Raw genomic sequence first — 18596 nt, forward strand, 5'->3', positions numbered from 1 at the left:
GAATTTTAGAGGTAAAAGTTCAGATTTTTCAAGAAAGGAGGTTTTGTAACCAAGGATGCTCGCTACTTCTCAAACACAACATTTGACATTAACTCTTTCGGGTCAAACAAAAGAGAATTGATATTAAATGGCTTTTCATATACAATGGGTATATGAAGATTAAAATTATCACAAAATACATTTTAAAAGAGATGGTGGGACCTTTCTTTGTCGGATTTATACTTTTTACTCTTATATTTCTTAGCGACAAAATGACGGAACTTACTGATTTGGTCATCAATTGCGGTGTTGGAATATTTACTACTCTGCAATTACTTATTTTTATTATGCCTGCATTTCTTGCAATTACTATGCCTATGGGAGTTCTGGTAGGAGTAATGGTGGCCTTTAACAGGTTAAACTCAGATAATGAAATAATAGCCATGAAAATAAGCGGAATTCATATAAGGACTTTAATATTTCCTGTCCTCACTGCGAGTCTTATTGGAAGCTTTATTATGATTGGTTGGAATAATTATGTATTACCATGGGGAAACTCCTCTTTTAAAAACCTTGTTTACAAGATAACCAGCGAGAGAGCCTCACTTGCTATTCAACAAAAAGTGTTTGTTTCAGATTTTGATAAGTTCGTATTTTATGTTGACGAGAAAGATGACAAAAATACCTTTAAAAATATTATAGTATTTACACAGGAAACAGAGAACGAGCCTTCTTATTTTATTTCAGCAAAAACCGGGTCAATACATTCTGATCCCATGGAAAAAGCAGTTTATTTAAGACTCGAAGATGGGACTTTTCATCAGGCCAATCCAAAAGAAAGAAACTTATATTCAAGAATAAAATTTAACAGTTATGATATTAACCTTGATTTGAAAAATAAGCTGGCAGGAATGGTGTCAAACGAGAAATCTGCGAGAGAGATGGATTTAACAGAACTTGGCAGTGAAATCACAAAATCCTTTCAAAAAGGTATTAATACAAATAATCTAAAGGTGGAATATCATAAAAAAATAGCAATTCCTTTTGCTTGTACGGCTTTTACTATAATAGGAATAGCACTGGGTATATCTATTAGAGTAAAAGGGCGTTCTTTAAGCTTTCTGATTTCTTTAGTACTTATACTTTTTTATTATTTTCTCCTAATTGCCGGAGAGATAACGGGTTCAGGAGGATTACTTATTCCCTGGCTGGCCATGTGGCTTCCCAATATCATAACCTGCATTGCTGGAGTTATATTACTTTATTTGTCAATTAGAGAAAAAATATCATTATGAAAACTCCATTAATTCTTTATAAATATTTGGCTTTACGTTTTTTGAAAAATTTTACATCTTCTTTATTTGCACTATTTTTAGTATTTTTTATTATTTCTGTTTCAGACGAAATCAAATCATTAATTGAGTTGAAAGTCAATCTCCGGCTTATAATTAAGTATTTTGCGTATAAAATACCCTATCAGCTTCTTTATACAGCGCCTTTTGCCTCTCTTGTTTGCACTCTTATCACTTTTGCAGGACTTAATAAAACAAACGAAATTATGGCAATGCGAACCAGCGGAGTCAGCACAATAAAGATAATATCTCCAATACTGCTTTTATCTTTTTTATTAAGTCTGGGTGTGATAATAGCTAATGAAACCTTTATTACAAAACTCTATTCAAAATCTGCCGACATACGTATTAAGGAAATCTGGAAATCGGCGTCATCTACTGCAGAAGTTCGTAATAATCTTGTATTTAAATCAAAAAACGGCTGGCTGGCTAATATAAAATATTTCAACGGTGAAAGAAATATGATGTCAGGGATTACAATGTATTACCAAAACCCTGACAGTTCAGTTAAAAGAAGGATTGATTCGGAGAAAGCAGAGTGGAAAAACAATAAATGGTATTTTTTTAACAGTTACATAAGGGATTTCCCTGACGATAAAAAGGAAATCGCGAAAATGATTAAAGTTTCAGAAGCTTTCATAGCTGAGAGCCCGATAGAATTGGCCACCAAAAAAAAACATATTGATCAATTGACAGTAAGAGAATTAAATAAGGAGATAAAAGACCTTGAAGTGCGCGGAGAAAAAACAGGAGAAGAGAGAGTTTATCTGCATTTTAAACTATCTTATGCTTTCTCCATTTTTATGCTCTCCTTTCTCGCCATCCCCTTTGGTCTGAATACAGGTAAATATAGCGGTGTCATTTTAAGTTTTGCAATAAGCTTTTTGATTGGATTTGTTTACTGGCAGCTGCTATCTATTGGGAAAGTTCTGGGTATGCACGGTGTGGTAGCACCCTATATTGCTGCTTGGGGAGGGAATTTTATTTTTCTTGTTACAGGTACAATAATGCTGATTACAATGAAAAAATGAAATAGTTAATTCTTTTTATTTTTTTCTGTATTTTCCTCTTCTTTAACAACTCCATAATTTACAAGTTCTTTATGCTTTTCTCTTATAGTCAATGATATCATATGATTACCGGAGGAACCTGAAACAAAATTAAAAGGGAACTGAAAGCCGTAATCAACCTGACCTCCGACACCCATATATGGAATATTGAATTTATAACCAAGACCTGCTGTTGCATTAAAATAATCATTATTACCCAAACCTAAACCAATTCTAATCAGAAGAATACCGATATCACCTGTTTTAAAAGCACTATTTTCCCCGCCAATGAATAATCTATGATCTCTGCCTCTCGAATATCCCTCACAATTAATAAAAGTATATTTATCCATAAAATAATTAACTCCCATCCTGAATGTCACTGGAAGAAGCTCCGAAGAAAAGGCTCCGACATCAGGAGAGTTAATATCATCAATAAATAAACCAAGAGCCAGATCTTTATTTATATATGAATGAATAGATACTCCAATTGAAAAATTGCTTTTTGAAAGGGCAGTAAAATCCGGATTTAAAGCGGAATTTGTCCATTCATTAGAGGTGTAACTCTTTGTAAGGTATTTTCCGCTTAACGAAACAGCCGATTTGACAAAAAGAGGTACAGGCGTTGAATATGCAAGGTAAAACACATTTTCCGAATATAGCGGATGAGAAAAGTTATAATAACCTATACCGACTCCGCCTATTCCTTTTATAGGCAACCCCACAGCCGTAAATCCTTCGCCCATATTATCAACACCCCAATTCAGTTTTGTAGCGGTGAACGTTGCTTCCCAGGATTTCAGATTGGAAAGTCCAGCAGGATTATCTAATATGCAATTAATATCATCAGCAACCGCAACATAGGCATTCCCCATTCCTACAGATCTGGCAGAAGAGTTTATCATGTTAAAAGCGCCATATGTAATCTGTACAACAAAAACAATGAAACATAGGATTGGAATCAATATTTTAATCATAATCACCTTCCCACAACAACAGTACCTCTTGCTCTCGAAGTTCCACCAACTATTGCCTCATACAAATAAACACCGCTCTCAACCATTCGGCCTTGAGTATCTTTCCCATCCCATTCTATCTGACTGACTCCATCCATAGTTATTTCTCTTATTACCGAACCATTTCTATCCCATATTTTAATTGCGGCATTTCCCTGATCAGAATTTGGAAAGGTGAATTTTGTCCTGGCGAATGCCGGATTTGCACTTGCAGGTGTAAAAGGATTTGGCTCCACTATAGCTGTTATTTCCGGTGAAGCCACAACTATCGCATACTTTGAGAGATGATTTATCTTTGCAGAGAGTGAAAAGCCCGTACCATCTGCTTCAATTTTTGTAGAAAGAGGTATCCAATATAAACCGTTCCAGTATGCAATTGCCAGCGAGGCAGCTGCATTTGCAGTTGAAACTGAAGTTCCTGTGACCATTCCTCCGCTTGAGCTTCTAAAAAGAGAAAGATTAATTGATTTAGAAAACTCTGTTATCATAGCTCCCGTAGCAATATTTTGAGCAGTAATATCATAAGCAACTACTGCAGTAGTCGGGGCTCTGGAAGCAGTCGGAGGAGTAACTATCGGATCAAACATAAAACTAGTATCTGCCGTCAGCAATCCGACCGGAATACTTATTTTTGTCTTGTTATCTCCGGAATAAAGCACTTCTCCGCCTAACCCGGCCGGCAATACTGATTGAGCAACGGTAAGGCAAGTAAGAGTCAGCGGATTACTAATTATAGGTGTTCTCCAATTCCCTGTCATATCCACTTTCCATCTTAAATCAGCCCCTGTATTAGAAATTATCGTAGCATTATTATTGTTTTGAATTGACTGCCAATTTGTTCCGCCATCACAACTAACATAGTATGCCAAACTCTGTCCATTAGTTATAGCTGTTACATTTAATGCTACCGAATATATCCTGCCGGTTGTCGTATAAACACCGGATTTGGAGACTATGGACTTCGCTGTTGACCCATTATAAAAACTACTTATTTTATCCAGATGGCCGGCACTACCGCCTATAAGCAAAGTACTGCCATTCCAGCATAATGCATTTATGGAATTCGTACTCCATAGCGAACTTAAGAGTGTGGTTTTAGTAGTTCCGGTTGTATTCGTCCCTATAGCCGTAAAATTATTTGTTACCGGAGTTGTATCTGTAGAGTCATATATGCAAAGCCTTCCTGAGGCTCCACCTATAATCCATTCTAAGCCATTCCAAGCTATGGCGTTTATATCACTTGAACCAAAACACCCTCCGTTTGTACTTGTAACACTGGAAGTACATGAGGTAAATGTAGAACCATTATATCTTGTAAGATTACCGCCTGCAGCTCCTATGAGAAACTCTGAACCATTCCAGGCAATAGCTTTAACTTTATTAGTACTGAGAGCAGCAGCTGTTGAAAGATCCGTAAAAGCAGAACCATTATATCTTGCCAAAAGTCCGTTTGTTCCTCCCAGTAACCAATAAGAACCTGTAGTACTATATGCTATTACCGAAACAGTATTTGTAGCCCAAGAACTATTTGTACTTTGAAGATTAGCTGATAAGTTTGACGCACATGTAGAAGTTGTACAACCGTTCCAGCTATTAACTGTTCCGTTATCTCCTCCGATAAGCCACGAGGTTTCGTTATAACCTAAAGAATTTATTCCATTTGTATAAAAAGAAGTTACATAGGCGTCACAAATAAGATTCTCGAAGGGATTAATATCAAACTTCGAAAATTTTGCTCTTGCTATAGTAGCGGTAGATAATGCGCTGGAAACATAAAAAGCGCCGTTCCCAAATATTACATCACTATAACCATCTGTTATTCCAGAAATAACACCGGATTTATCAGTGAAAGTATTACCGTCATAGGTAACTACCTTTGCAGGATAATTCGGAATAGCACCTCCTGCGATTAAAAAAACATTGTCGCCATATGCAATACGACTAACATTATGAGGAGAAGTAAAGATTGAAGTAAGGGGGGTTGTGCCGGTATAGCCAAGATCTATAAATGAAGAACTAAAAGGCAATCTGACCTTTCCGCTCGTTGTTATTACTGTAAGATTTGTGTTAGCTGTATCAATATTGTTTAAATTACTAAAGTTCTCAGTGAAGGTCAATGAATATGATTTAACAGGAAAAATAAGCAATAAAATTATCAGAAATAATCTTGTCATTTATCACCTTTAAAAAGCCCCCGTAACCTTTTTGAGGCTACGGGGGATAAATTGAATAATCACATTTATTCTAAACTCCCCCGCCGGCCCTTTAAGACCGGCGAGAGATGTCCAGTCATCATTAATACATTGTGAATGAGCTGCCTTTTGTATCTGTTGCCGTACTGTTGGCAAATACATTGCCAGTATACGTATTTCCGGCTGCGGCTATAAATGACCATCCTACACCTGCAGATCCCGGAACAGTAGTTTGAGTAATGTCTACTGTTGAAACATTGCCCAGCTGATTTGCCTTTGCAGGCGGAATCGGATACAGGTAGCTGGTAAAAGCTGTTGACAAGTCTCCCGGCCAAACACCTTCTTTTTCCGAGTAGTAAATCGAAACAGAGGAACGGATGGCAGACAGATTGCCTTTCGTGGCACCTTCCCTGGATTTATCAAGCATCTGCGCAAATCTTGGAATCGCAACAGCTGCAAGAATACCAATGATTGCAACAACAATCATCAGCTCAATCAGGGTAAAACCCTTTTTGCTTTTTAACATTTAGATATCACCTCCTTGTAATTAATTTTACTGTTTCCTAATTAATTAAGTATATCCCCAGATCCTGTCTTTGTCAACACCACTTAATCTCTTCCTTTCTTACACTTCTCTTTCTATCCTTGCTTTAAGTGCCTTCCTGCCAGCTTGAAAGATATTCTTTTTGTCTTTTAGTAAGTGTATCAATTGTAATTCCCATAGATTTTAGTTTTAAAGAAGCTATATTCTCGTCAATATTTTTTGGAACCGAGTATACTTTATTCTTGAGCTTCTTTGCATTTTTCTTCATGAACTCTGCTGAAAGTGCCTGGTTAGCAAAACTCATATCCATTACAGAAGCCGGATGTCCTTCCGCCGCTGCCAGATTTATCAGCCTGCCATCGCCAAGGACAAATACTTTTTTTCCGTTTTTAAGAGTATATTCTTCAACAAACTCCCTCATTTGTCTTATATTTTTTGAGATATTTTTAAGTTTGGGCAGATTAATCTCCACATTAAAATGTCCGGAGTTACAAATAATCGCTCCATCTTTCATAACTTTAAAATGTTTATCGGTAAGCACATCAACATCTCCGGTTAAAGTTACAAAAATATCCCCTATTTTTGCTGCGGTTACAGAATCAACGACCATAAAGCCGTCCATGTTAGCTTCAATAGCTTTCAAAGGATCAACTTCAGTCACATAAACATTTGCGCCCATACCTTTTGCTCTCATAGCCGCACCTCTTCCGCACCAGCCGTAGCCGCAAACAACAAAATTAGAACCGGCCAGGAGGACGTTTGTAGCGCGAATGATACCGTCAATAGTTGATTGACCGGTACCGTATCGGTTATCAAACATATGTTTGGTATTGGCATCATTAACTGCAATGATCGGATATTTCAATACTCCGTCAACTTCCATAGCTTTAAGACGTATAACTCCGGTAGTCGTCTCTTCAGTTCCGCCAATAATATATTTAAGTAAATCTTTCCTTTTAGAATGAATCATCGACACTACATCGGCGCCGTCATCCATTGTCATCTGAGGTTTATTTTGAAGAGCTGCTTCAAGGTGTCTATAATATGTTGCATTATCCTCGCCTTTAATTGCAAAAGTAGCTATTCCATAATCCTTCACCAAGGATGCTGCAACTTCATCCTGAGTGCTTAGAGGATTTGATGCACATAAAATAATATCAGCTCCACCCTCTTTCAGAGTAATCATCAGATTTGCAGTTTCACTGGTGACATGAAGACAAGCCGCAACTCTGACACCTTTTAGAGGTTTTTCTTTTTTAAAACGAGCTTTAATCAAATTTAAAACCTTCATCTGATTATTAGCCCATTCAATTTTAAGTTTTCCGGCCGCAGCCAGAGCTAAGTTTTTAACATCATAATTCATCAGAGACCCGCCTCCTTTTTGAGTTTTGCAGCCTTATCAGTTTTCTCCCAGGTGAACTCCTTTAAAGCTCTTCCAAAATGACCGTAAGCTGCAGTCTTTCTGTATATTGGTCTTCTTAATTTAAGAAAATCAATAATCTCTCTGGGTTTTAGTTTAAAATTCTTTCTTACTATTTCAGAAAGCTTTTCTTCGCTTATTCTGCCGGTACCAAAAGTGTTTACCAGAACGGACACAGGTGTTGCTCTGCCGATAACATAAGAAAACTGAACTTCACATTCATCAGCAAGTCCCGCTGCCACTATATTTTTTGCCACGTATCTTGCCATATAAGTTGCCGAGCGGTCAACTTTTGTCGGATCTTTACCCGAAAAAGCTCCCCCTCCATGTCTGCCCCGCCCGCCATAGGAGTCAACAATAATTTTTCTTCCGGTTAAACCTGTATCACCGTGAGGACCTCCTATTTCGAAATTACCGGTTTCATTGATAAATATTGCCGATTTTTTCAGTGTTTTAAAATACGCGCCCAGAATAGGCTTTATTACTTTGTTAATTATATCAATTTTGAGTTTTTTCTGGGTTACATCAGGAGAATGCTGGGCGGCAATAACAACTGCGGTAATGGCGACAGGTTTATCGTCTAAATATTCAACTGAGACCTGTGTTTTGCCGTCCGGCCTTAAATATTTCAAAACACCTTTTTTTCTCACTTCAGAAAGCCTGAGAGCAAGTTTCTGGGCTAAAGCAATCGGAAGAGGCATTAATTCTTTGGTTTCTTTTGAAGCATAACCAAACATAATCCCTTGATCCCCTGCCCCACCTGTATCCACGCCCATTGCTATATCAGCAGATTGGCTGTGCAATAAATTATGGAACCTGAACGTGCTTGCCGCAAAACCTATTTTTGGATCCGTATAACCGATATCCTTAACAACTTCTCTGACTAATTTTTCATAGTTCATAATTGCCTTGCTATTATTAGTTATTTCCCCTGCGATAACAACAGTATCCGTTGTAACAAGCGTCTCGCATGCAACCCTGGCATAAGGATCTGTTGAAATATTTGCATCTAAAACCGCATCGGATATTTGATCTGCAACCTTATCGGGGTGTCCTTCCGTTACCGACTCTGAGGTGAAAATATATCTTTTTGACATTTTATTCTTTTCCTCCCTTAAATTTATTTTTAATTATTAGGCAAACAAATCCAACAAGCGCAAAATTTCTTTTGATCCGCCAAGGTTCAATAATCATCCTAAAAAGCCATTCAAGACCAAGTTTTCTAAAAATAACCGGTGCTCGAACTATTTTTCCGGCAATTACATCAAAACTTCCGCCTACACCTATTGTAACCGGCACAGACAAGTCTTTTAAGTTTTCTTTTAACCACTTTTCCTGCGCGGGTTGCCCCAAACCAACAATCAATATATCGGGAGAAGCTCTTTTAATTGTTTTTATAACTTCATTTGAATTTATTATATCAAAATATCCGTTCAAATATCCACAAATATTTACATTTGGAAAGTTTATTTTCAATAAATCATTAGCTCTATTTATTACATCTTCTTTCGCCCCAAGAAGAAACAACTTAAAACCTTTTTCCTCTGATAATTTTGCAAAGAAAGGAACTAAATCAACACCGGGAATGCGAGGGATTTCTTCTCCGGTCAGGTATTTTAAAGCCAAGGCGACTCCGGCACCGTCACATATAACCAATTCTGCCTCTGCTATAAGGGCTCTATAGGCCAAATCTTTCCTGGCCAGCATTACCGTCAAACTTCCAAGCGAAACAAATATTGATGATTTCTTTTCGGCAATTAAATGCAAAGTAATTTGTTTTATTTCTTCCAAGAAAACACTGTCTACTCGAACGTCTAAAATTGAAAGTTTTTTCATGTAAAATTACTCAGACAAAGCGTTTTTAAATTCTTCTATTATTTTTATAGCTGTAGGGTCCTCTTTGTATAAAATTGCCAGATATACGCTGGTAAAATCTCCCAGATATATAAGAGAAAACATTCTTACTAACATACAATTTCCGACAGAGCAAATCTCACTCGACCAATTTGCTCTTTTACTGATCACCTCTTTTGTAAGTTTAAACCTTTTCTTTATCTGAGGCAATTCATATTCATCACGAATAAAAAGCACGGCAAATTTCCTGAGAATTTTTTTAAGCATCCCCCAGCTTACAATTTCATTATGATTCATCTCCGGGATGGTGCATGCAAATGTAATAACCTTTGAGTTCTCTGAAAGTTGACATTTCCATCTGGTGGCTACAGCATCTGTGGAGTCAGCAGAGCCAAATATAATAACCGGCTTGGCAAATAATTTACTCGCCAGCTTTTTAGCAGGATTATCTTCTAATTTAACTTCAGGAGCATAAGTTTTTTTTAGCATTTCCAGTATCTTTAACAATTCTGACAGTTCACCGGTTTTTACTTTTGCAAATCCGAGCTTATACATAATAATAAGTACAGGGAAAAACAAATAGGGCAGAGATGCTCTTGGAGGTTTTTCTCCCGGAACTAAAATTACCGGTATTTTATTTTCTTTTGCAAGGATTTTTAAAGCACCTCCGGATGTAATTACTATTATTTTTGCTTTTTTTGAAAGAGCATCCTTAAACGCAGATATTGTTTCTTCAGTATTTCCTGAATGTGAAACAGCAAAAACAAGAGTATCTTCACCCACCCATTTTGGAACTGTATAATTTCTATTTACAGTTATGGAAACAGATGAATTATCATATAATAGATTCTTAAGAATATCTCCGCCAATCGCAGAGCCACCAAGCCCTGTAAAAAGAACCTTACTTGCATTTTTATAATCAAGAGGTACCTTTGCATCTTTACCAATCCTGATACCGGTCTTAACCATCTCAGGGAAGTTCAACACATTTTCCATCATACTTGACGGATCCAGCTTTTTCATTCCTTTTAAATAATCAAGATCAAACATAGCTTTATTTTCCCCCTTCTTTCAGCCATTTAACTTCTTTTTCCAAACCATAATCAAAAGTAACGCCGGGTGCGTAGCCCAGTAGTTTCTTTGCTTTTGAAATATCAGACCAGGTATGTGAAACATCACCGTTTTGAGCTTTAAAATACTGTGATTTAGCTTTTACTCCTGTAAATCTTTCCAGTTTTTTAATAACTTCCAAAAGATTAATTTTACGCCCTCCTCCCAGATTAATAATCTCTCCTTTGATTTTGCTCTTTGCTGCAAGTATACAGCCGTCAACTATATCGGAAACATATGTAAAATCCCTTGTTGATTTTCCATTAGCAAATACCGGCAAGAAATCTCCGTTCAACATTTTCGTTATGAATATATTAAAACCCATATCAGGTCTTTGTCTCGGACCAAAAACTGTAAAGAACCTCAGGATTATGTAGGGTATTCCAAAATTTGCGCCATAAGAAAATAGCAGCTTTTCCCCTGCAAGTTTTGTAACTCCATAAGGAGAAACAGGATTGGTTTCTGTAGTCTCTTTAACCGGCAGTTCTTTTGTATCACCATAAACCGAGGACGAAGAGGCAAATACCAGTTTTTTTAGTTTTTTGCTGTTTTTCACAGATTCCAGTAAATTTGCAACAGCAAGAATATTATTATCGGTATAAACATTGAAATCCTTTCCCCAGCTTGACCTGACTCCTGCTTGCGCAGCAAGATGGAAAACATAATCGGCGTCACTAAGAATATTTTTAAGATCTAGGTTATTCAGATTACCTTCAATAAAATCGAAATTATTATTTTTCCTTAACTCAATTAAATTGCTTTTCTTGATCTCTTTCGAATAGTAATCGGTAAAACAATCAAGACCCACAACATCAAAACCTTTACCGGTCAATTTCTCACAAAGATGAGAACCTATAAATCCGGCAGCTCCGGTTACAACTGTTTTCATCTTTTCTCCTCGCTGAACTTGATAATTTCAGAAAACTTCATACTTTCTTTGAATAGAAAATATATTCCAAGTATAGTTCCAACCGCAAATGTAAGAAAATTCTGCACTATTGAAAAACCCATGGCTTCCCCGCCGTTTACCCCGTAATAATTCAAAACAAGTACTGATATAAACTGTGTCGGTCCTATTCCGCCCGGTGATGGAGGGAGAGCACATCCAAGAACAACAAGTACCATTAAAAAACTTGCTGAGAAAATAGAAATATAAATATTAAAAGAAATTAAAGCTATCCAGGTGGTAAATCCCATAAGAGCCCATTGAATAACTGATGTAGCAAATATTTTACAGCTATTGTTAAAACTATCAAGGCATTTTAACCCGGCAGCAAAGGAATTGAAAATATTATCCACCTTGGAGGCAAAAGATTTTGAAAAATAACCGATTATTCTTTCGACCACATTTACAAACATATTCGTCTTAAGTTTAAATGCGACTATAAGAACAATAAGGATTATAAATCCGCTCAAGGTAATAAAAAAAGCCGTTTTCCACAGCATAGAAGCATTATTTAAAAACTCTCTTTCTGTGGGAGAAAAAACAAATACTGCAAAGAAACAAAAAAACAGAGCCAGAAAATCAAAAATTCTTTCTACAATTATAGTTCCAAAAGTCAGGCTTATCCCGGTATTTTCTTTTCTTCCTAAAATAAAAGCCCGGGATACTTCTCCTATCTTTGCCGGTACAAGATTGTTTACCATAACTCCTATCATTATCCCCGAAAACAAACTTTTAAAGGAAGGCACAGGATTAGGTCTGAATATCAGTCCCCATCGGTAAGCCCTGATAACAAAATATAATACAGTTAGAGCTATTATAGGAAATATATAAACCGGATTGAATATTTTAAGACCGTCAATTACATCCGTTAATTTTACCTTATAAAAAGCAAGAACTAAAAACCCAATAACCAGAATAAAACCAAATATGTTTACATATTTTTTCATAGTTTTTTCAAATAACTTTTTAATTTCGAACCAATTTCTTTATCTCTCAAAGCATATTCAATAGAAGCTTCCATATATCCCAACTTATCCCCGGTATCATACCTCTTTCCGTTGAACTTGACCGCATAAACCGGTTGTGTTTTTAGAAGAGTTTTTATGGCATCGGTCAATTGGATTTCCCCTCCCTTTCCTTTTTGAACTTTTGAAAGGATATCGAATATTTCAGGAACTAATATATATCTGCCGACAACTCCAAGGTTAGACGGAGCATCCGAAGAATTTGGTTTTTCCACAATGTCTTCAACTTTGAAAACTGTTTCAGAGATCTTAACAGGTTTGATCACTCCGTAATGCGAAATCTTATCCGGAGAAACTTCTTCTACCGCTAAAATAGCGCAGTTATACTTATTATAAACATTTATCAGCTGTTTTATTGCGGGTGTTTTCGAATAAATAAGATCATCGGCAAGAAATACGGCAAAAGGTTCATGTTGAAGATAACTTTTAGCACAGCTTATAGCATGCCCCAACCCTAAAGGCTCTTTTTGTCTTACATAATAAATATCCGCCAGTTCCGCAATACGTTCGACATTATTCAGCAGCTGATATTGCTTTCTTTCCTTAAGATAATGTTCAAGCTCAAAGGATTTATCGAAATGGTTTTCAATTGCCTGCTTTCCCCGGCCTGTAACTAAAACAATGTCCTCAATGTCAGAGGAGAGAGCTTCTTCAATAATGTACTGAATAGCCGGTCTGTCAAAAATCGGTAACATTTCTTTAGGTTGAGCTTTAGTCGCAGGTAAGAACCGGGTACCCAGCCCAGCACAGGGTATAACGGCTTTTTTTATGTCAAGCCCCATTTCTGTACTCCTCTTTTTTAATTTTGATATCTTTTTTTATATTATCGAGAATACCATTTATAAATTTCCCCGCTTCCGGACCTGAAAAAGATTTTGCAATCTCAATAGCTTCATTTATTGTTACAGGCACCGGAATATCATCTCGAAAAAGTAGTTCATAAGCCGCAAACCGGAGGATGTTCTTATCTACATTTGCAAGCCGGTCGAAATCCCAGTTCTTAATCCGGTTCTTTATTGCATCATCAATTTCTTTTAGATTTTCTATAGTTCCTTTTACTAATTCAAACGCAAATGCTTTTACTTTTGGTTCTTCATCAAGTTCTTCCAGAAAATCTTTTTTCAAATCAATATACTCAAGCTTTCCCAGGTCTGCAGAAAAAAGCATCTGAAGCGCAATTACCCTGGACTTACGCCGTTCTCCCATATTTCCCTTTTATTTAAATTGTTTGTCAGATTTTTTCGTAAAGATTAGCCATTTCAATAGCAGCTAAAGCAGCATCAGCACCTTTGTTTCCTGACTTAGTCCCTGCACGCTCTATTGCCTGCTCAATAGACTCCGTTGTCAAGATACCAAAGATCACGGGAATACCTGATTCCATAGAGGCCATTGCTACTCCTTTTGCCGCTTCAGACGCAACATAATCAAAGTGAGGCGTATTTCCCTTTATTATAGCACCTACACAAATAATTGCATCATATTTTTTTGATTTTGCTGCCTTAATTGCGACAGCAGGAATCTCAAAAGAACCAGGCACTTTAATAACGTCCATATCCTTTTCTTCTACATCGTGACGTTTTAAGGTGTCCAGTGCGCCCGACACCAGCTTGTCCGTGATGAAACTGTTGAATCTGCCTGCTATGATAGCAAACTTTTTACCCTTTGCTATCATATTTCCTTCAATTACTTTACCCATTTTATTACCCTCCTATACACTCTTTAGAATATGTCCCATTTTCTTTTTCTTGGTTTTATAATATTTAAGATTAAACTTGTTTGGTTTGATCTCCAGCGGTATTCTACCTTTTATCTCCAAACCATAACCTTCAAGTCCGATTACTTTTCTGGGATTATTTGTAAGAAGCTTTATGCTCTTTAATCCAAGATCAGAAAGAATCATAGCTCCAACTCCATAATCCCGGAGATCCGGTTTAAATCCAAGCTCTACATTTGCCTGCACAGTATCATAACCCTTATCTTGAAGCGAGTATGCTTTCAGTTTATTGATTAAACCTATACCGCGTCCTTCCTGCCGCATATACAATAATACTCCTGACTTACTTTCTGCTATTATTCCCATAGATCTGTCGAGCTGTTCTCCGCAATCACACCTGTAGCTGCCCAGGATATCTCCGGTTAAACATTCCGAATGAACTCTTACTAGTACATCTTTTTTCCCCGTAATATCTCCAAGTACCAAAGCAATTGGGAAATCTCCGTCTATAAGATTCTCATAAGCTATAACCCGCCATACACCATATTTATTTGGAATAGTTGTTTCTACCGATCTTTTAACCAATAGCTCCGTCTGCCTTCGGTGTTTAATCAAGTCAGCTACCGTTATTATCTTTATACCAAAACGTTTTGAGAATTTTTGCAAATCAGGAAGCCTTGCCATAGAGCCGTCTTCTTTCATTATCTCACAAATAACTCCTGCAGGATAAAGTCCGGAAAGAAGCGCAAGATCTACGGAGGCCTCTGTCTGTCCTGCTCTTTTAAGAACTCCACCATCTTTATACCTTAAAGGGAAAATATGTCCCGGTCTGGCCAGATCCGAAGGCTTAGTTTTTTTATTTATTGCCGCGAGAATCGTCCTGGCTCTGTCAAAAGCTGAAATACCTGTAGTAGCACCTTTTTTTACATCAATAGAAACAGAAAACGCCGTATGAAAACTTGAAGTATTACTGTTTACCATATCAGGAATATTCAATTCGTCCAGCCTCTTAGAAAGCAGAGGAAGACATATTAAACCCCTTCCATGTTTCGCCATAAAGTTAATCTTTGCCGGAGTTGTTTTTTCGGCGGCTAAAACCAAGTCCCCTTCGTTTTCTCTATCTTCATCATCGATGACAATAAGCATCTTGCCTGTTTTATAATCTTTTATCGCTTCAGGAATACTGCTAATACCCGTTTTCATTTAAAAACTCCTTTGTAATTTCTTTTTTACTGCCGGACTGCATCTTTTCAATATATTTGCCTATAATATCAACTTCAATATTTACTTCGTTCCCTATTTTTTTATATTTCAAAATAGTTATCTCAAATGTGTGAGGGATAATATTTAAAATAAAAGTATTATTTTTGCATTCGGTAACAGTTAAACTTACCCCGTCAACAGCAATTGATCCTTTATCTACAATATATTTCGTATATTTTTCAGGCACTTCAACAGCCAGGCGCCAGGATCCCTCACCTTTCTTTAATGACCTTATTATCCCGACAGCGTCAACATGCCCCATAACAATATGACCGTCCAATCTACTGTCGGCTTTTAAAGGTCTCTCTAAATTGACATTATCACCCGTCTTAAGCTTTTTTAAATTACTTCGAAGTAATGTTTCTTTCGTTGCCTCTGCCGTAAAATCTGATTTATTAATCTTGACCGCAGTAAGACACACACCGTTTACTGAGATACTGGAGCCGATTTTCATACCTTCCAGTATTTTTCCGGCTAAAATATCGATCAACAAGTTGTCCCCGTCGGTCTTAACACCTCTTATTTCCCCAATTTCTTCAATTATCCCTGTAAACATTAATTAATACACCCCTCGACAAGTATGTCACCATTAAACCCGGAAAAAACCGGTTGATATATTTTTATTGCATCTTTGACCCTCTTAAATCCCATGGAGCCGATGATGTTTATTGCGTCACCACCCAGTATTTTCGGTGAAATGAACCACATTATCTTATCAACAACATTTTCTTTTAAAGCTGCAGTTAGTAAGGTCGGCCCCCCTTCAAGCATTACAGAAGCTACCCCGAATACAGGTAAAGATGAAAGCACACTTTTTAAATTCAAGGTACCATTTTTTCCGGGAACAGAAATAACTCTGATCTTTTTTGCAACAAGTTTATCAACCTTATTTTTATCCGCTTTTGTATTCACAAAAACAAGGACATTCGCCTTCTCTATAAGTACTTTTGCCTTTAAACTTATCTCACACATCGGATCTATTATTATTTTTACAGGATTACGCCCTTTCACCATTCTAACATCAAGTTTCGGATCATCTTTCTTGATCGTTCCTATCCCAACCATCACCGAATCAAGCTTTGACCTTTTGTAGTGAACAAGAGTTCTACTACTCTCATTAGATATCCATTTAGAATCTCCTGTGTAAGCTGCAACTTTTCCGTCAAGTGTAATTGCCATTTTGGAAACGACCAGTGGAAGTCCGGTCTTTACGATCTTAATAAATGGCTCGTTAATGCTTTTTGCAAGCTCACTCAAGAGTCCAACTTCAACAATCGTCCCATGTTTTTTTAACAATGCAATTGACCTGCCTGAAACTTCAGGGTTAGGATCTCTCATGGCAATAATACATTTTTTAATTCCTGCCGAAATTACTTTTTCAACACAAGGAACTGTTTTTTTCCCGGAAAAAGGAAAACACGGTTCCATGTTAACATACAAGGTCGCTCCTTTAGCCGCTTTACCCGCCTTTTTTAGCGCATTTATTTCCGCATGAGTACCGCCAAATACTTTATGAAAGCCTTCACCTATTATCTTATTGTTTTTAACAATTACACACCCGACAATGGGATTGGTCTTTGTTAACCCTTGTCCGAGGAGAGCAAGGGTAATTGCTCTCTGCATGTACTTTAAATCTGCATTATACTTTTTCATTTTGGCTTTCCTTGCTGTCTGCCGTCCATAAAAGTCCGTAATCGTCTATAAGGTCTGTAACGTCTCACATTAATGTGCTTTTATTTAATTAATTAGCTCATTATTGTACACTTTAATCACTGTTATCACATTTCCTGATGTTTCTCCTGAAAATAAAAAAACCTTGCAAACAGGGCAAGGTTTTTAATAAAACAACACCACCTTCTTCCATCCAGACTTAGCCCTGAACCCGAGTATTTCTAGTGGTTCATGGATTTTACTGTCGGCCCCGGAATATAACCGGATCAGTCAGGCACTTACTTCATAAAGAAGCAACTTAGTTAACACCTGCTTATCCCTGAGCTACTTAAACAACCCTAGGAATTTGCATCCTTTAAAGTAAGTGCCTGAGTCGCGGGCTTGCCGGAATTTCTCCAGCTTACCGCCGGTCGGGAATCTCACCCAGCCCTGAAGCTAATTGATTATAACAAACGATTACGCTGCCGTCAATACCAATGTTTCACTCACAAGTAAACTTAATGTCGCGCTTAACTCGAGGCTGAACGCGATTTCCAGCGCAAGTAATTATAGATGCGGTTAATAATTCTAGTTGTGGCTTTTTCTTCAGCTTTTCTCTTTTTTACAGAGCCATCTTTAGGATCTTCCGCATTTGCTGTTTTTATTTTGGCCTTGCCGGGACTTTTATATATTCACTGTCTTTTATTTCTGCCGGTGTCTTTTCAACAGACTGAATTTTTTGCTTTTTATCATCCTTAATTTCTTTGTTTGGCTCTTTAGCTTCACCTTCATTTCTTACGTCCTCCCGCCCATATTTCTCTATCTTTTTCTTCTCCGCCTGATGTGGACTCCGTTTCACTTCGCATTTTTACTCCTTAAGCCATGCAAGCGCTTCTTCTTTTGTTTTAAAAAAACGCACACCTTTCTTATTTGTAAGACCTATACCAAATGAGGCGAGTATTCTTGCAACCGGGTGTAGCCCGAAAAGAGCAAGTTTTTCAATTCTTTCATTTTCAGTAAGTTCCTTCCATATTTTTCTTGCTTGCACTGACGACTTTCCTGATTTATTAAGATCTATAAGCTGCTTCAAATTTCCTTTAGCCATATTTAGCAGCTTAAGAAACGCTTTCTTATTTGCAATTGCTGTTTCATCATCGAACTCTCCAACGGATGTAATATATAGTATATTATCCTCATCAAGATAAAACCTGCTTTCACCTACCCATATTTCTCTCTCACCCACTTGTCTTACTTCTGATTTTTCTTTCATCTTTTTATCCCCTTAACTTCTTAAGCCATGCAAGCGCTTCTTCATTTGTTTTGAAAAAACGCATTTTTTGTTTTTGAGATATTAATAGCAAAAGATGCAATTACTCTTGCCACTGGATGCAAGAGTTATAATCAAAAGATGTGTATGAAGTAAAACAGCGACGTATCCTGTATAATAAGTTTTACGAGAACAAAATTATAAGGAGGAACGTC

19 protein-coding genes and 1 other annotated feature are annotated in these 18596 nt (G+C 37.1%); of the genes, 2 read left to right on the plus strand and 17 right to left on the minus strand.

Annotated elements, in window-relative coordinates; genetic code table 11:
- Nucleotides 1-152 precede the first annotated feature (152 nt).
- Complete coding sequence (locus A2536_00955) at nucleotides 153-1274, plus strand: LPS export ABC transporter permease LptF (protein OGF45610.1); 1122 nt, start codon at nucleotides 153-155, stop codon at nucleotides 1272-1274.
- Nucleotides 1271-2362 carry a hypothetical protein gene (locus A2536_00960; GenBank protein ID OGF45611.1) on the plus strand — a complete coding sequence of 364 codons (1092 nt, stop codon included), beginning with the start codon at nucleotides 1271-1273 and terminating at the stop codon, nucleotides 2360-2362. Before A2536_00955 ends, A2536_00960 begins: the two co-directional genes overlap by 4 nt.
- A 5-nt stretch (nucleotides 2363-2367) precedes the next feature.
- Here the strand turns inward: A2536_00960 and A2536_00965 are convergent, their stop codons facing one another.
- From A2536_00965 to A2536_01045, 17 genes are all read right to left on the minus strand, one after another.
- Nucleotides 2368-3357 carry a hypothetical protein gene (locus A2536_00965; protein OGF45612.1) on the minus strand — a complete coding sequence of 330 codons (990 nt, stop codon included), beginning with the start codon at nucleotides 3355-3357 and terminating at the stop codon, nucleotides 2368-2370.
- A gap of 2 nt (nucleotides 3358-3359) precedes the next feature.
- Nucleotides 3360-5570, minus strand: a complete 2211-nt coding sequence (locus A2536_00970) for a hypothetical protein (GenBank protein OGF45613.1) — start codon at nucleotides 5568-5570, stop codon at nucleotides 3360-3362.
- A 121-nt stretch (nucleotides 5571-5691) separates the two neighbouring features.
- Nucleotides 5692-6114: a hypothetical protein gene (locus tag A2536_00975; protein OGF45614.1), complete on the minus strand. Its 423-nt coding sequence runs from the start codon at nucleotides 6112-6114 to the stop codon at nucleotides 5692-5694.
- Between the two features lie 124 nt (nucleotides 6115-6238).
- A complete protein-coding gene (locus A2536_00980) occupies nucleotides 6239-7495 on the minus strand; it encodes an adenosylhomocysteinase (GenBank protein ID OGF45615.1) in 1257 nt (418 codons plus the stop codon).
- Nucleotides 7495-8649, minus strand: a complete 1155-nt coding sequence (locus A2536_00985) for a methionine adenosyltransferase (protein ID OGF45616.1) — start codon at nucleotides 8647-8649, stop codon at nucleotides 7495-7497. The genes A2536_00980 and A2536_00985 overlap by 1 nt, the downstream gene beginning before the upstream one ends.
- Nucleotide 8650: 1 nt before the next feature.
- Nucleotides 8651-9388, minus strand: coding sequence for a hypothetical protein (locus A2536_00990; protein ID OGF45617.1), 738 nt, complete (start codon nucleotides 9386-9388; stop codon nucleotides 8651-8653).
- Nucleotides 9389-9394: 6 nt separating this feature from the next.
- Nucleotides 9395-10456, minus strand: coding sequence for a bifunctional phosphoglucose/phosphomannose isomerase (locus tag A2536_00995; protein ID OGF45618.1), 1062 nt, complete (start codon nucleotides 10454-10456; stop codon nucleotides 9395-9397).
- Nucleotides 10457-10460: 4 nt separating this feature from the next.
- The gene (locus A2536_01000) at nucleotides 10461-11405 is read right to left on the minus strand and encodes a UDP-glucose 4-epimerase (GenBank protein ID OGF45619.1); all 945 of its coding nucleotides are present in this window, start codon (nucleotides 11403-11405) and stop codon (nucleotides 10461-10463) included.
- Nucleotides 11402-12409 carry a hypothetical protein gene (locus tag A2536_01005; GenBank protein ID OGF45620.1) on the minus strand — a complete coding sequence of 336 codons (1008 nt, stop codon included), beginning with the start codon at nucleotides 12407-12409 and terminating at the stop codon, nucleotides 11402-11404. Before A2536_01005 ends, A2536_01000 begins: the two co-directional genes overlap by 4 nt.
- The gene (locus A2536_01010; GenBank protein OGF45621.1) at nucleotides 12406-13269 is read right to left on the minus strand and encodes a UTP--glucose-1-phosphate uridylyltransferase; all 864 of its coding nucleotides are present in this window, start codon (nucleotides 13267-13269) and stop codon (nucleotides 12406-12408) included. Before A2536_01010 ends, A2536_01005 begins: the two co-directional genes overlap by 4 nt.
- Complete coding sequence (locus A2536_01015; GenBank protein ID OGF45622.1) at nucleotides 13259-13693, minus strand: transcription antitermination factor NusB; 435 nt, start codon at nucleotides 13691-13693, stop codon at nucleotides 13259-13261. The genes A2536_01010 and A2536_01015 overlap by 11 nt, the downstream gene beginning before the upstream one ends.
- A 25-nt stretch (nucleotides 13694-13718) precedes the next feature.
- A complete protein-coding gene (locus tag A2536_01020; GenBank protein ID OGF45623.1) occupies nucleotides 13719-14183 on the minus strand; it encodes a 6,7-dimethyl-8-ribityllumazine synthase in 465 nt (154 codons plus the stop codon).
- 12 nt (nucleotides 14184-14195) lie between these two features.
- The gene (locus tag A2536_01025) at nucleotides 14196-15404 is read right to left on the minus strand and encodes a bifunctional 3,4-dihydroxy-2-butanone 4-phosphate synthase/GTP cyclohydrolase II (GenBank protein ID OGF45624.1); all 1209 of its coding nucleotides are present in this window, start codon (nucleotides 15402-15404) and stop codon (nucleotides 14196-14198) included.
- A complete protein-coding gene (locus A2536_01030; GenBank protein ID OGF45625.1) occupies nucleotides 15388-16020 on the minus strand; it encodes a riboflavin synthase subunit alpha in 633 nt (210 codons plus the stop codon). The genes A2536_01025 and A2536_01030 overlap by 17 nt, the downstream gene beginning before the upstream one ends.
- Nucleotides 16020-17117 carry a riboflavin biosynthesis protein RibD gene (locus A2536_01035; GenBank protein ID OGF45626.1) on the minus strand — a complete coding sequence of 366 codons (1098 nt, stop codon included), beginning with the start codon at nucleotides 17115-17117 and terminating at the stop codon, nucleotides 16020-16022. Before A2536_01035 ends, A2536_01030 begins: the two co-directional genes overlap by 1 nt.
- 195 nt (nucleotides 17118-17312) lie before the next feature.
- Nucleotides 17313-17576, minus strand: a binding site (FMN riboswitch).
- 199 nt (nucleotides 17577-17775) lie between these two features.
- Entirely contained in the window at nucleotides 17776-17973 is a 198-nt protein-coding gene (locus A2536_01040; GenBank protein OGF45627.1) for a hypothetical protein, read from the minus strand.
- 9 nt (nucleotides 17974-17982) lie between these two features.
- On the minus strand, nucleotides 17983-18384 hold the full coding sequence (locus tag A2536_01045) for a hypothetical protein (protein ID OGF45628.1): 402 nt from the start codon (nucleotides 18382-18384) through the stop codon (nucleotides 17983-17985).
- Nucleotides 18385-18596 lie beyond the last annotated feature (212 nt).

Source organism: Candidatus Firestonebacteria bacterium RIFOXYD2_FULL_39_29 (assembly GCA_001778375.1).
GTDB lineage: Bacteria > Oederibacteriota > D2-FULL-39-29 > D2-FULL-39-29 > D2-FULL-39-29 > D2-FULL-39-29.

Bases quoted from the DNA above. Each gene is read 5' to 3' on its own strand.
- A2536_00955 (OGF45610.1), top strand. From the start codon at position 153: ATGAAGATTAAAATTATCACAAAATACATTTTAAAAGAGATGGTGGGA.
- A2536_00960 (OGF45611.1), top strand. From the start codon at position 1,271: ATGAAAACTCCATTAATTCTTTATAAATATTTGGCTTTACGTTTTTTG.
- A2536_00965 (OGF45612.1), bottom strand. From the start codon at position 3,357: ATGATTAAAATATTGATTCCAATCCTATGTTTCATTGTTTTTGTTGTA.
- A2536_00970 (OGF45613.1), bottom strand. From the start codon at position 5,570: ATGACAAGATTATTTCTGATAATTTTATTGCTTATTTTTCCTGTTAAA.
- A2536_00975 (OGF45614.1), bottom strand. From the start codon at position 6,114: ATGTTAAAAAGCAAAAAGGGTTTTACCCTGATTGAGCTGATGATTGTT.
- A2536_00980 (OGF45615.1), bottom strand. From the start codon at position 7,495: ATGAATTATGATGTTAAAAACTTAGCTCTGGCTGCGGCCGGAAAACTT.
- A2536_00985 (OGF45616.1), bottom strand. From the start codon at position 8,649: ATGTCAAAAAGATATATTTTCACCTCAGAGTCGGTAACGGAAGGACAC.
- A2536_00990 (OGF45617.1), bottom strand. From the start codon at position 9,388: ATGAAAAAACTTTCAATTTTAGACGTTCGAGTAGACAGTGTTTTCTTG.
- A2536_00995 (OGF45618.1), bottom strand. From the start codon at position 10,456: ATGTTTGATCTTGATTATTTAAAAGGAATGAAAAAGCTGGATCCGTCA.
- A2536_01000 (OGF45619.1), bottom strand. From the start codon at position 11,405: ATGAAAACAGTTGTAACCGGAGCTGCCGGATTTATAGGTTCTCATCTT.
- A2536_01005 (OGF45620.1), bottom strand. From the start codon at position 12,409: ATGAAAAAATATGTAAACATATTTGGTTTTATTCTGGTTATTGGGTTT.
- A2536_01010 (OGF45621.1), bottom strand. From the start codon at position 13,269: ATGGGGCTTGACATAAAAAAAGCCGTTATACCCTGTGCTGGGCTGGGT.
- A2536_01015 (OGF45622.1), bottom strand. From the start codon at position 13,693: ATGGGAGAACGGCGTAAGTCCAGGGTAATTGCGCTTCAGATGCTTTTT.
- A2536_01020 (OGF45623.1), bottom strand. From the start codon at position 14,183: ATGGGTAAAGTAATTGAAGGAAATATGATAGCAAAGGGTAAAAAGTTT.
- A2536_01025 (OGF45624.1), bottom strand. From the start codon at position 15,404: ATGAAAACGGGTATTAGCAGTATTCCTGAAGCGATAAAAGATTATAAA.
- A2536_01030 (OGF45625.1), bottom strand. From the start codon at position 16,020: ATGTTTACAGGGATAATTGAAGAAATTGGGGAAATAAGAGGTGTTAAG.
- A2536_01035 (OGF45626.1), bottom strand. From the start codon at position 17,117: ATGAAAAAGTATAATGCAGATTTAAAGTACATGCAGAGAGCAATTACC.
- A2536_01045 (OGF45628.1), bottom strand. From the start codon at position 18,384: ATGAAAGAAAAATCAGAAGTAAGACAAGTGGGTGAGAGAGAAATATGG.